General features: G+C 74.2%; 9 protein-coding genes. 1 reads left to right on the forward strand and 8 read right to left on the reverse strand.

From position 1 onward, the window contains the following. Nucleotides 1–34 precede the first annotated feature (34 nt). The 5 genes from IE153_RS37435 to IE153_RS37455 are packed head-to-tail and all read right to left on the reverse strand — an operon-like array spanning nucleotide 35 to nucleotide 9,278. Nucleotides 35–1,579, reverse strand: a complete 1,545-nt coding sequence (locus IE153_RS37435; RefSeq protein ID WP_189594154.1) for a nitroreductase family protein — start codon at nucleotides 1,577–1,579, stop codon at nucleotides 35–37. Next, nucleotides 1,576–3,519: a TOMM precursor leader peptide-binding protein gene (locus IE153_RS37440; RefSeq protein ID WP_189594155.1), complete on the reverse strand. Its 1,944-nt coding sequence runs from the start codon at nucleotides 3,517–3,519 to the stop codon at nucleotides 1,576–1,578. Before IE153_RS37440 ends, IE153_RS37435 begins: the two co-directional genes overlap by 4 nt. Next, complete coding sequence (locus tag IE153_RS42505) at nucleotides 3,506–5,596, reverse strand: hypothetical protein (RefSeq protein WP_189594156.1); 2,091 nt, start codon at nucleotides 5,594–5,596, stop codon at nucleotides 3,506–3,508. The genes IE153_RS37440 and IE153_RS42505 overlap by 14 nt, the downstream gene beginning before the upstream one ends. Beyond that, nucleotides 5,593–8,205 carry a lantibiotic dehydratase gene (locus tag IE153_RS37450; protein ID WP_189594157.1) on the reverse strand — a complete coding sequence of 871 codons (2,613 nt, stop codon included), beginning with the start codon at nucleotides 8,203–8,205 and terminating at the stop codon, nucleotides 5,593–5,595. Before IE153_RS37450 ends, IE153_RS42505 begins: the two co-directional genes overlap by 4 nt. Beyond that, entirely contained in the window at nucleotides 8,202–9,278 is a 1,077-nt protein-coding gene (locus IE153_RS37455) for a hypothetical protein (protein ID WP_189594158.1), read from the reverse strand. The genes IE153_RS37450 and IE153_RS37455 overlap by 4 nt, the downstream gene beginning before the upstream one ends. Nucleotides 9,279–9,608: 330 nt before the next feature. On the opposite strand from IE153_RS37455, the gene IE153_RS37460 reads away from it, so the two are divergent. Then, nucleotides 9,609–10,205: a hypothetical protein gene (locus tag IE153_RS37460; RefSeq protein ID WP_229829356.1), complete on the forward strand. Its 597-nt coding sequence runs from the start codon at nucleotides 9,609–9,611 to the stop codon at nucleotides 10,203–10,205. 102 nt (nucleotides 10,206–10,307) lie between these two features. Here IE153_RS37460 and IE153_RS37465 read toward each other — a convergent pair whose 3' ends face one another. The 3 genes from IE153_RS37465 to IE153_RS37475 all read right to left on the reverse strand — a co-directional run bounded on the left by IE153_RS37465 (nucleotide 10,308) and on the right by IE153_RS37475 (nucleotide 12,461). Continuing rightward, a complete protein-coding gene (locus IE153_RS37465) occupies nucleotides 10,308–10,481 on the reverse strand; it encodes a thiazolylpeptide-type bacteriocin (RefSeq protein ID WP_078615318.1) in 174 nt (57 codons plus the stop codon). 65 nt (nucleotides 10,482–10,546) lie between these two features. Further along, on the reverse strand, nucleotides 10,547–10,720 hold the full coding sequence (locus IE153_RS37470; RefSeq protein WP_078615318.1) for a thiazolylpeptide-type bacteriocin: 174 nt from the start codon (nucleotides 10,718–10,720) through the stop codon (nucleotides 10,547–10,549). 163 nt (nucleotides 10,721–10,883) lie between these two features. Next, on the reverse strand, nucleotides 10,884–12,461 hold the full coding sequence (locus IE153_RS37475; protein ID WP_189594159.1) for a SagB/ThcOx family dehydrogenase: 1,578 nt from the start codon (nucleotides 12,459–12,461) through the stop codon (nucleotides 10,884–10,886). Between the last annotated feature and the right edge of the window lie 153 nt (nucleotides 12,462–12,614).

Here is a 12,614-nt window from a genome sequence, read left to right on the forward strand (position 1 = left end):
TGGGCGGTTCCAGGGCCCTACTGATCCCAGGGCCTTACGTGCGCAGGTCCAGCACGGCGCCCCCGGTCTCGCGCGGTACGCCGACCACCGCCGACAGGACGATCGTCTCGTCCTCGCCCAGGCCGATGACCTCCTTGGTCTGGATCTCCTTGAACGCCCGGACCGGCCGGGCGAAAAGGCCCTCCGCGGCGGCGGCCAGGCACAGTCCGTGGACCGCCCAGCCGCAGGCGTGCTGGGCGGCGCTCCAGCCGGCCGGGCCGAAGCGGGCGAAGAGGTCGCGGGGGCGGATGGAGAAGAAGACGGTGAGGGGGGCGTTGGCGATGCCGCAGCCGTTGACGGGGGTCAGGCCGTAGCCGTAGTTGGCCTCCAGGCCGGCGGGGGCGGTGGGGTCCCGGCGGAGCAGGTGTGCGGTGCCGTCGTGGATGCGGTGAATCCCGGGGGTGTGGCCGCCGATGTGCTGGACGACGGCGGTGACGGTGACTTCGTCGAAGGCGGCGGCGAGGGTGGGGTGCGGTGGGGGGACGCCGAGCCAGGCCAGGGCGGTGGTGAGGGTTCTGGTGGGGAGGGGGGTGAGGCACGTGGCCGAGTCCATGCCGTGGAGGGCTCGGGGCATGCGGCCGGAGTGGCGGTGCCAGAGGAGTTCCGACCAGGTGGGGGTGTGTGGTGAGGGGGGCAGGGTGGGGGGTACGGCGGTGGTGACGGGTGCGGGTTCGTTGTGGCTGGTCGCGCAGTTCCCCGCGCCCCTAGGTCCGTACGGCTGAGCTCGGTTGACACGGACCACGTCGGTGAGGGAAGGGTCGCCCTCGGGGACCGGCGTCTCCTTTGGACCGGTCGCATCGCGACCTGCGCCAAGCGCCTCGTCCAGCTCGACCAGCCACGGCAGTGACCACTCCCAGGTCTGCTCCACGCCCAGCTCGCGCAACAGCTCCGGTCCGTCCGCCGTCGGCGGTGTCAGGGACGCCGGTGTCCCGAAGAGCTCCAGTCCCAGGCTCAACGCGCGCAGCACCATGCCCGTCTCGATGGCCACCAGCGAACCCCGGAACCACTGGTACGCCAGGGGGATCGCGGTGTAGCGGCCGGTGAGGGCGATGCGGCCCGGGCTGCCCGTGCCGGGGCCCGTGAGGGTGTGGCGGGTCGGTTCCAGCAGGCGCCAGTCGTGGCCGTCCCCCACGAAGGCGTGCACCGGGAACAGGCAGCGCGGCGACGCGTAGGGGCGGTGTTCGTTGTACGGGTTCTCCGGTTCGCGGCGCAGGGGAGCGAACGTGGTGGTCAGGGCGTGGGCCAGAGCGTCCGGAACGGCCGGGCCCGGGGCCGGGACCAGCGGGTACGGGAGCGCCGACAGATGGTCCGTCGTGCCCGGCGGCAGCAGGGTCGCCGGGCCCGCCGGGCGCGGTGGCGGGGGCGGCACGTGGGAGTCGGGCGGCGGTGTGGCCGCCCAGGTCCACGGCGGTGGTTCCGGGGCGTCGTCGCCGGTGCCGTAGGCGTACCAGAGGGGCTCGCGGGCGATGCTGTTGTCGCCCTCGGGGCCCGGCAGGTCGACCGGGGCGCGTCGCGTCCAGGGCTCGGCGGGGGCCGTCACGGGAACGGGTGCGGGTCGTAGGGGATCGCCCGGTGCTCCTGGCCCGTGCCGCGCAGGGCGGCGCGCAGCCGGGGCAGTCCGTCCAGGCGCTGCTGGGCGTGGCCGAAGCACATCGGCACGATGCCGGGGACGACGGCACGGGCGACCGCGATACCGGCGTCGGCGTGCTCCCGGCTGGTCTGGTCGACGATGACGATCCGGTCCAGACCCGCGTCTGCGAAGAGCGAGGCGACGTACTGCAGCGTGCCGCGTACGTCACCGCCGGCCGCGCGCTCCAGCCGTCCCGGCCAGTCCGGGAACGCCTCCTCCAGGGTGACGGCCGGGCCGCCGAGGCCCGCCAGGGCGCGGTCGCGGGTCTCGGGAATGGAGGAGAAGCGGACGTGGTCCTCCAGCTCCTCCACCAACCACGGGTCCTCGACCATCCGCTCCACCTGCTCGCGCGTCCAGTCGACCGGGTTGGTGACGAGCTGGGCGACCTCGCGCAGCGCGCCGCGGATCGCGGACTCGGGCTCGGCGCCCGAGCCGGCGGAGGAGAAGGTCGCCGGGAAGGGGTCCTTCTCGTTCACGGCGATCACCCACACCACCGGCAGTCCGATGTCCCGGGTGGCGACCAGGAGATGGACGTCGTAGCCACGGGCCCTGATCAGCTCGACCATGGCCCGGCTGGTGGGGTCGGTGAGCGTGCCGACCGGGATGTGCGGGAGCGGCTCGGCCCGGTACCAGGACGTCAGGAAGGCGTCCCGTTCCGCCAGTTCGAAGAGGGAGTGCAGCGCGGCCTCTTCGTAGTTGGCGCCGACCGCGCAGCCGCTGGAGCAGTCGAAGAAGTAGTGCCTGCGGTTGGCGGCCCCGGCCACGCGCGCCGCGCGCCGGTCCCGGCGGAACGCGTACTCGTACTGGTAGAAGGCGTGATCGGCCGGGACCAGCAGGGGAGTGCCGTCGGCCAGGTCGTGGCCCCAGGCCCAGTCCATCGGGGTGTCGGCGGTGAACGGCGTGGCCCTGCTGGTCGGGTGGGCGAGCTGCTCTGCGGTGTAGCGGCCGAGGCTGCCCGGGTCGACGGCCCGTTCGGCAACCGCGCGGTACGAGCGGCCGGTCAGCAGGGGGATGTCGTAGGGGTAGCCGCCGAGCCGTTCGTATGCCTCCAGGACGGCCACCGGTTCGGTCTCCGTGAACGTACGGGCCCTGCCGTGCCCCATGGCCGGGGCGTCGGCGACGACGGCCATGCTCATCGCGAACGGGGCGTGCGACTCGCGCAGGATCGCGCGGACCGGCCCGAAACGGTCGTCGACGAGCCGGTCCCGCAGGAAGCCGGGCTCGACGAGACGGCTCGCCGCGGTGCGGGTGGCGTCCCCGGGCACGGCGGGCCGGGAGCGCAGGGGGCGGGGTGCCGGGGGCCCGGTCGCCACCAGGTCCTCGGGAGAGGGGCCGCAGGCCGGGCAGTGGAAGCTGCGGGCGATGCGGTGCCGGCGGGTGCCGCGGACCGTCACCGAGTAGGCCTCGCCCGGCGCGAGGGGATGGGCGGCCAGGTGGTCCAGGCCGGTGCGCAGGAGCTCGGGCAGGAGGGGCGCGGGCGCTGCCGGGACGCGGGTGGCCTGGGTGAGGTCGCCCACGAGCGGGTGGTCGAGGACGGTGCGTTCGCGCACCTCGGCGCAGGCGGCGCAGCCGGACGTCGTGCCGGGCGCCCACAGGGGGCCCACCATGACCTCGTCGTCGTAGACCCGCACGGACAGGTGCGGACCCGTCGCCCGGGTGACGCGGTCGCGCTCCCAGTCCAGGTCCCAGCCGAGGTTGACGCAGACGGTGGCCCCGGTGGCGCGGGCCAGGGGTACGAGGGCGGGCAGCCAGTCGTCGTACGCCGTCACCGGCAGGGCGGGACCGGCCTGCACGGGCGTCGACAGCTCAGTGGTCGACCGCTCGGTGGCCAACGGTTCAGTGGTCGGCATCGGTGGCCTCCTCGGCGGTCGTGGGGACGGCATGGGCGGTCACCGGGCCGTGCCAGAAGGGGAGTTCGCCGAGCACCGGGTCGGTGCGAAGAGCGTGCCCCTCGTGGACGGCCCGGGCCGTGAGCTGCGCGCGCAACGCCGCCCGGGTCGCGTCGTCCGCGGTCAGCAGGGCGTCGGTGGAGAGCCGGCCGGCCGTGCCGCCGGTCTGCGCCACGGCCAGTGCCGTGCACAGCGCGGCGTACGTCGCCTCCGCGGCGGTCGGCCCCCAGCCGGCGCCGAGCGGACGCCCGTCGGCGGTGACCTCGGCCAGCGGCCAGCCGACCCCGGCGTACCGGGAGACGGCGAGGACCGGTTCGGACCCGCCGAGGCATGCCCGCAACTCGGCGGCGATGCGGTGGCCTTCGGCGTGCAGCGGTGCGTCCGTGTCGAGGACGTCGCCGTCCGTCCGGGCGAGTCGGCGCAGGGCGCCGTCCAGCAGCCAGTGCTCGCGGGTGAGGCCCGCCGCCGGGGTACCGGTCGCGTCGGTGACGCGGTCGCGCAGGGCGGCCAGGGCGGCGGCGATGGTCGCCGTCTCCTGGTGGGCGGCCCATGCGGTGACCGTGCCCGTGCGGTCCGCCCGGTGCTCCGCCGCGCGCAGGGCGAGGGGCATCTGCGGCAGGTCCTCGCCCTGGGCGGAGGCGAAGAGGCCGGTCCAGCGGGCGGTGAGCACGCCGGCGGCGTCGAGCGCGTCCTCGGGGGCGGGGAGGGGTTCGGCGGGGGCGCCGGCGAGACGGACGGCGACCGCTTCGCTCACGGGGGCGCCCGTGACGGTGACGCGGTCGGCCGTCAGATCGGGGCCGTGCACGACGTGGGCCTCACCGGGCTCCGCGACACCCGTGAGGGTGTCGGTCAGGAGCTGTGCGGCGAGGGCTCCCGCGAGGGAGTGGGCGATCGGCCCGGTCGCCGGTTCGACGCCCTCGGCGTCCGCCCAGGCCCTGGCCCGGTCCCGGAAGACCTCCCAGACGCCGGGTGCGACTCCGACGGGCCCGACCAGCACCGGCCCGGGCCCGAGCAGCACGGGCACGTGCAGTGTGCCGTCCTCCTCGGTCCACGTCCGGTCACCGTCGAGGAACTCGACGACGACCCTGGGCACGCCCTCGGTCGTCACAGGCGCCGTCACCGCCGGGCCGCCGACGGGAGTTGTGGCACCGTGTCCGTTCACCGCCGGGTCGCCGACGGGAGTACGCGGACCGGTTCCATCCACCGCCGGGGCGCCGGCGGGAGTTCGCGTACCGGGTTGGTTCACCGCCGGGTCGCCGGCGGGAGTGCGTGTACCGGTTCCATCCACCGCCGGGTCGCCGACGGGAGTCAGTGAGTGCTGCACCGCCGGGGCGCCGGCGGGAGTCGAAGGAGTGCGCACCGCCGGGTCGCCGGTGGTCGAAAGCGCGCGCACCGCCGGGGCGCCGGCGGAGATCAGGGCGCGGGAGCCGCCTGCCGATCCGCTCCTGCCGGACAGCAGGGCGGGGTCCGCGTACATCGCGGGATCGCAGACCGGGACCAGGGGCGTCGGCGGCGTCACCGGGAGGGCCGTCGCCGTCGCGTCGGCCACGCCCGCCCGGCGCAGTCCGCGCAGGGCCGGAGCCGTCGCCGTCGTCGGGCCGTGCAGCCGCACCCGGGCCCGGCGCAGACGGGCGAACGCCGCGTACGGGTCGTCGAGGCGGGCGGTGAGGCGGGCCAGCGTGTCGGCGTGCCGGGCGGCCAGTTCGTCCGGCGGTTCCGGCTCGGTGAGCGTGGCCGGGTCGAGCAGCAGGCCGTTCTCCCGGAGCTTGCCCAGAAGATGCCGTACGGCGGGCCGGGCCCGCTCGGTGCCGAACTCGGCGACCAGCGCGTCCTCCGTCGTCCCCGCCCGCAGCAGCGGCACGCAACCGTCCGCCACCGCGTACAGCAGCTCCGAGCCGCGCAGCACGAACTGCCCGCGCGTCCCGCTGAAGTAGACGCCCCCCGGCACGGGCGCGTAGTGCAGCCCGGGCCGGGCCTTGAGGGGCGCGGCGGCCGGGGGTGACTCGACCGGGCTCCTCTCCACATCGGTCACGGTCATGGCCGGACTCCTTCCGCTGCCCCGTTGTTCGCCGGGTCGTACACGAAGCGGCCTCCGGCTTCACGCCCCACCTCGAGCACCCACTCCGTGGCGTGCGTGCCGTCGGTGACGCCGGGCAGGGCCTCCTCCAGATAGCTCGTGCCGGCGCCGCGGCGCTCCAGCATCCGCGGCAGGACCCGCACCGCGAGCGCGCTGGACAGGTCGACGTACTGCGGCTTCTGCGCCAGGCGCTTGGACTGGACGTCGGGGGCGCCCACCGACAGCGGGCCCTCGTCCTCCGGCGCCGACTTGATGACGACCTCCTCGGGGACGCCGTGGCGGGAGCGCCAGGCGGTCAGTCCGAGGAGCCGCTCGTGTTCGTCGGGCCCGGCGGCGACGGCCGTGTCCAGTTCGGCACCGCCGTACCAGCGGCGGCGCCCGATGAGGACGTCGCCGACCGCCATGCGCGGAGCGACGCGGGTGTGCTTGCCGTCCCACGGGGTCGCCGCGTGCCAGGAGTTGGGCAGGCTGTTGAAGAGCCGGCCGCTGATCACCAGGCCGGAGGCGACCGACAGGGGCGGCGGGAAGAGGCCCGGGTGGCCGGTGCCCAGCGGCAGCACCCGCAGCGGGGCGCCGTCGGTGTCCTCGACCCGCAGCGTGTCCGTCTCCGGGTCGTGCGCCAGGCGCAGCGTGAACCAGTCCTCGGCCGTGAGGCCGCCCGGCAGCACCGGGGTGTGCGCGTTGACGTTGAGGCGGTGCAGGCCCAGGTCCTCGGTGATGCGGGTGCCGTCGTGGCCGTAGAAGCGTTTCAGGTGGTCGGCCAGGCGGGGCAGGGCGCGGCCGCCCTGGCGGCGGTCGGCCTCCAGGAAGCGCGCGTACAGCATGCCGTGGCCCGGCAGTCCGTCGTTGAGGACGAGGTGGCCGCCGGCCTGCTGGAGCAGTACGCCGTAGATCAGCGGGTCGCTCCGGAAGCGGTCGGGCAGCGCCCGGGTCAGCTCGGCGACGTCCGCCGCGGTGAGCCGCAGGGTGTCCTCACCGGCCTGGGCCGTCTTGGTGAGGAGGGCGTGCACCTCCTCGGACAGCTCGCGGCGCAGCAGGTACATGCGCTCCAGGCAGCCGTCCGCCGGTCCGATCCCGGACAGCGCGGCGGCCTGGCCGGTGCCCTCGGGCCCGTACACGGCGGCCATCGCGGCGGCCCGCCGTGAGACCTCCCCGACGATGAACGCCGCGTGCTCGGCGAGCGGCACGTTCGCCCCGGCCCCGAACCGCTCCACGAACGCGGCGGTCATCAGGACCCGTACGTCGTGCAGCCAGTCGAAGACGGTCAGGAGCTCCACCGCGGGGCCGAGGTCGGCCAGCGGGGCGTGCCAGTCGGAGGCCGCCACCTTGAGCGGCGGCATGACGTAGTCCTCCTCGACCGTGATGTGCGCCGGGCGGCCCGCCGCCTGGCTGAACCGGCCGAGGTCGCCGCGCAGTCCGGCCAGCAGCGCGCCCCGCTCGGCGGCCGAGGCCTCGGTCACCCGGGGCAGCCCGGCGCGCACCCGCTTCGCCAACTCCCGTACACCGGGCGGCTGCTCGGCATCGGGAAGCGTCAGCAGGTCGTCGTAGTCGCCCGCGGCGGACTCCTCCTCGGGCCTGCTGAACGTGCACAGCACGCCCTGGTGCAGGGCCTGCCGCACACGCCGCTCGGCCTCCTCCGCGGGGCAGCCGGCCCGGGCGGCGACGTGCGCGACGACCGCCGGGAACCTGCGCGGCCCCATCGACAGCGCGTCGAGCAGATCGCCCACGGGCCCGTCGAGCGGGACCGCGAGACGGTGCATGCCCTGCTCGGAGAACTTCAGGAAGAACAGCTTGCCCGTCTCCGGGTCGGGGGCCGAGGTGGGCGGCATCCCCACCCACAGCGCGGTCAGGTCGGTGTCGTCGGTGGGCAGGCCGCCGAGGACGTAGTGGAGCATGACCCGGTCCAGGCCCGGCACGGCCCGCGCGCCGGTGAAGGGCACGTCGCCGGGGCGGACGGCCTCCGGATCGCCGGCCGGGGCCGGCTCGGCGATGCCCACCGCTGTGAACCGGGAGAGCGGGCTGGTGCGCACCATCGCCCGGGTCACGTACTGGATCAGGCCGCGCTCCGACTTGCGGGTGCGGGCGGACACCTTGCCCGGGCCCTCCACCGCGGCCCGGTAGCGCTCGGCCTCCTGGTGCACCTCGGGGGCGATGAGCGCGAGGGAGCGCAGCAGGTCGCCGTCGCCCAGCAGGGCGGCCAGCACCGCGCGTTCGCGGTCGGCCGCGGCCGGGTAGCCCTGCGTGATCGTGGCGCGCAGCCGCTCCCGCCCGGTCCAGGCGGCCAGCCAGCGGGCCACCGACGGGGTCGCTTCGAGGCTCTCGGGCGTCTTCTTGGGGGCGCGGCCGTTGTGGATGGCGCGGCGCAGCGCGATGAGCTCGCGCCGCTCGGCGTCCGAGGCGGCCGCGCCGATCCGCTCGTACAGCTCCTGTGAGCACACCTCGGCGGCCTCCGCCAACTCGGCTTCCGCCGTGGCCAGTTCACCAAGCAGGCGGCGCTGCTCCGGGTCGGCGAGGCGGGCCCTGCGCAGCGGGTTGACGCGCAGGAACCACTGGGGTTCGGGGCTGGTCATCGCGGGGCTCCCGTCGGTTGCGTGGCGGTGAGACGCTCCCGCCAGCTGCTGCCGAGCACCTCGTCGACGGTCTCGGCGAGCGCGAAGCACATGTAGTAGCGCTGCATCGGCGAGACCGTGAGCAGGGGCAGCTGCTGGTAGAAGAGGTTCGTCAGCAGGCGGTAGGCGGCGAAGAACGGGGACGGGGTGCTGATCGCCCCCGAGCCGTGCACGGTCCGGTGGAAGTCGGTGTCCGGCTGCTCGCCGCGCGGCACCACCGTCTCCGCTCCGGGCGGCCCCATCCGGCTGCGGTCGACGCCGTCGGTGACGGAGTCGAGCAGGTCCGGGGTGAGGGCGCCGGTGGCGACGGCGTGGTCCAGGACCCCGGCGCCGTAGGCGAACGCCGTGCGCCACTGGGCCGCCGCCGGGGACACCGCGCCGTTCAGGCGCTGTTCGACGACCTCCCGGATGCGGGGGCCCTCCTTGGCGAGGCGCTCCCGGAAGACCGGGCGCATGTCCTTGCGCGGGGCCGCCCAGGCGAGGAAGGCCTCCACGTGCGAGCGGGGCGAGAACACCCCGTAGGCCGGACCCAGCGCATGGGTGTCGACGAGGGCGGCGAACGCCTCCGCGAGGCGGACCGTGCCACTGCCCGGCTCCTCGGCCATCCCCTCGATCATCGTCAGCACCGGCGTCGCGAGGGCGCCGTACACGACCGTGCGCAGGGCGTCGAGGCGCGGCTCCCGGGAGCGCAGCGCGGGGTCGCCGGGTTCGACGCGCAGCACCGCGCCGTGCTCGCGCAGCGGCAGGTACGGCGGCTCCACCGCTTCGAGGCGGCCGAACTCGCGGGCCTGGTCCAGATACACCTCCTCGGTCAGCGCCCGGGCCGGGTCGAGGGGGCCGGCGTCCAGCGCGGCCTCGATCGCCGCCCAGTCGACGGCGCCGCCGGGCGGCGGCGCGCCGGCCGGGGCGAGTACGTCGACGTGCGGTCCGTGCAGCCAGCCGCGCCGCACCTGCACGCCGGGCACGCCCCGCTCGCCCAGTGCGCGGGCGACCGGGACGACGTGCCGGGCCAGCCAGGCCGGTGTCACCGGCATCCGGGTATGGAGTCGCACCCCCGTCAGGCCGGCGGAATCCGGCCTCACGGCAATGCGCTCCGGAGCGTGAACCCCCATGTCCTTTCACCTTCCGAGAAGAGCCACAATGAATTCGTGAACCTGAATCCCATGTTTGGCGCCGGGAATTCGAGCCGGAAGGGAAAAAGGCCCGGCGCTTACATACGTCATCGTTTCCGTGACGCCCGACCAAGGGTCAAGATGACGGAATGTTGCATTCCGCTTCGGGGGCGTCGATGGGCTGGTTCGAGAGTGCCGGTGAACTGGCCGGAAACCGCCAAGAAGGCAGGTCGGCAGGTGTATTCTCCGCGAGTGACATCTACGTCCCCCACAACACCCCCCACCCCGTCCGCCACGGACGCCGAGTGCCTCGCCCTCACCCGCAACCTGCGCCGCCGAGGCGTGGCCGTGCTCTCCGTGTTCGGCCTGATGTGGGCCGTGGCGGCGGCCTCCGGGACCGGCTCGGCGACGGATGTCGCGCCGCTCGCCATCGAGGTGGCGGCGCTGCTGATCACCGCGGCGGCGATCTACCTGGGGTACCGCAAGGACGCCGCGCCCTCGCCCCGGACGGTGGACCTTCCGGCCAACTGGGCGCGCGGCGTGGGAATCGTCAACACCGTGGAACTGGCGGCCATCTTCGGCGTCATCGCCGCCTCCAACGCCGCGGGCCGGCCCGAGGTCATCCCCGCGGGCATCGCCCTCGTCGTGGGCCTGCACTTCTTCCCGCTCGCCCGCCTGTACGACCAGTGGCAGTACCGGTGGACGGCGTCGCTGCTGACCGTCGTCGCGGTCGCCGGGTTCGTGCTCGTCGCGGCCGGCGTCGCGAGCGAGACCGTGCGGATCGTGGTGGGCCTGGGCAGCGCGGTGGTGCTGTGGGCCTCGTCGTACCACCTGGCCCTGCGCGGCTGACCTTCTGAGAGATCCGAACGCAAGGATGTGCCCGACCGGCCGAGGCCGGACAGGCGCATCCTTGACGCGTTCACGCCGTGGTGCTGGTGCCGTGACGCTGGTTCAGCAGGCCGAGCAGGTGCTGGACGAGGAGGACGAGGTGCCGATCGAGCCGCTGGAGGCGCCCATCTCCGGCAGGGCGACGCCGTCGGTGACCTCGAGGGTCTCCAGCTCGTCCGCGTCGAAGCCCTCGAACGCCTTGTCCGCGTCCTGGTTCTTGATGTCCTTGGCGGTCATGTCGAATTCCTTCCGAAGGTCCTGGGTGAGTGGTTCAGCAGGCCGAGCAGGTGCTGGGTGAGACTTCAGCAGGCCGAGCAGGTGCTGGAGGACGAGGAGGAGGTGCCGATCGAGCCGCTGGAGGCGCCCATCTCGGGCAGGGCGACGCCGTCGGTGACCTCGAGGGTCTCCAGCTCGTCCGCGTCGAAGCCCTCGAACGCCTTGTCCGCGTCCTGGTTCTTGATGTCCTTGGCGGTCATGTCGCATTCCTTTCGTCGAGGCCGTCGATTCCGTCACCGGAAATCTCGGCCGTGAATTCCTGGTCGCCTTCCGGGATTTGTTTCCTTCCCGTCCGGCTCTGACATCCATATTGCTCGGGCAATCACCCCGGCGCCAGGGTTCACGGCCGCCGGCTGACATTTATCACGGGGCGGATGACCTTTCGCCGCCGCCCGGCTTTCCGAGGCCGTCGAGCGGAATTGCCCAGTCGGGGCTGTTCACCATGTGCCATTCCTCGCCCGGGTCCGCGGGCAGCTCCGTGCCGGAGGCCGGCGTACCCAGCAGGAAGTCGCCCACCGAGGACTCCTGGAGGTAGTCCAGGCCCAGCACCCGGGCCGACAGGTCGGCGTCGCCGTTGCCCAGCCCGCAGGGCGCCAGGCCCATCGCCGTGGCCACCAGGTACATGGTCTGGTAGAGCACCCCGGTGTGCCGCAGCGTCGTGGCGTAGGCCATCGCCCGGTACTTCCACGCCATCCGCTGGAAGCGCGAGGTCACCGTGAAGAGCACGTCGGGGTGGACGTCGAAGCCCACCGAGCGGGACGCGACGCCCAGCAGTGCCCGCCGGTCCGCCGCCTCGGCGCTGACCAGGACCAGGCGGTGCGCGTAGGAGTCGTAGTGGTAGACGCCCGGCTCCAGCCCGTCGCAGCGCAGCACCGTGACGTACAGCTCCAGTTCGTACAGCGAGCCGCCGCTCGGGTACGGCCGTGAGACGACCTCGTCCTCGTCGGCGGAGTCCGCGCCCGGGGTGCGGTGGACGCGTACGCGCTGCACCCGGTACAGGAACTCGCCCAGCTCGCGCGCCGTCAACGCCCGGTCCCCGAAGGCGCGGTGGGAGCGGCGGGACTCGATGGCGGCGGTCAGCGACGGGTCGGCGGCGTCGAGGTCGGCGCGGCGCGGGCGGTACAGCTCGGTCACCGCGCCGGGCGGCGCGGGCTTCACGGCGGGCAGCGGGTCGATCTCGCCCCGGTAGGGATAGACGGCCCCGAAGACACCGTCGTGGCGCCCGGATCGGACCCGCGAGTGGAACAGCAGATCGTGGAAGTCCCACTGCCGCAGCACCGGTTCGTTGTCGGAGGAGAACGTGCCGTCCGGGCCGGCGACCTCGGCGAATCCGAGGCCGACCAGGTGGGCCAGGACGTCGAGGGTCTCCGCCTCGCTCAGTCCGGTGACCTCCCCGGCGCTCCCCGCCCGGCCCGGCTGCCCCAGGGCGGCGGCGAGTTCACGCGCAGCCCGGTCGACCAGCACCGCGCGGAACTTCACCAGCGGTGACTCCAGGACCAGCACGCCCTCGCGGGACCGGCAGAACGCGAACCGGGAGAGGCGGACGCGGTCGCCGGCGGCCACGTCCGCGACCCGGTGCCCGGCATCCCGCGCGGTGGGCTCCAGTCGCAGCAACTCCCGCCGCAGCGGCGGCTCGTCATGCGTCAGCACGCTGTACGCCAGCAGCTGCCCGGCCCGCTCCAGCAGTGCGTCGGCCCGCTCCCGGCCGGCCGCGTCGAGCCCCTCGTACAACTCCTCCCGCGGCAGCGGCCCCTCGGCCAGCCGGAGCAGGACCGTACGCAACGGGCCGCGCACCGGGCGCAGGACGAGGGAGGTGACGGGCCCCCTCAGCAGCGCCGTGTGCGTGCCGTCGTCGAACGTCACCCGCACATCGGTGCGCAGTGCCCGGGCGGCGGACCCGGGGGGTTTCTCGGTGATCGCTTTCGTGCCTACGGGACTCATCGGGCCTCCGGTACACAACTCGCGTGGGCGGACCTGTCGAAATCCACTCTGCGGCCCGCTACACCGGCTCCCCCCGCACCGGCCGCACCGAATGACAGTCGCCATTCCCGCTCGTGACCCGGGTCATGGAATGCATGACAGATGACAGGGACG

It is taken from the genome of Streptomyces massasporeus (genome assembly GCF_014648995.1).
In the GTDB taxonomy this organism is placed as follows: domain Bacteria; phylum Actinomycetota; class Actinomycetes; order Streptomycetales; family Streptomycetaceae; genus Streptomyces; species Streptomyces massasporeus.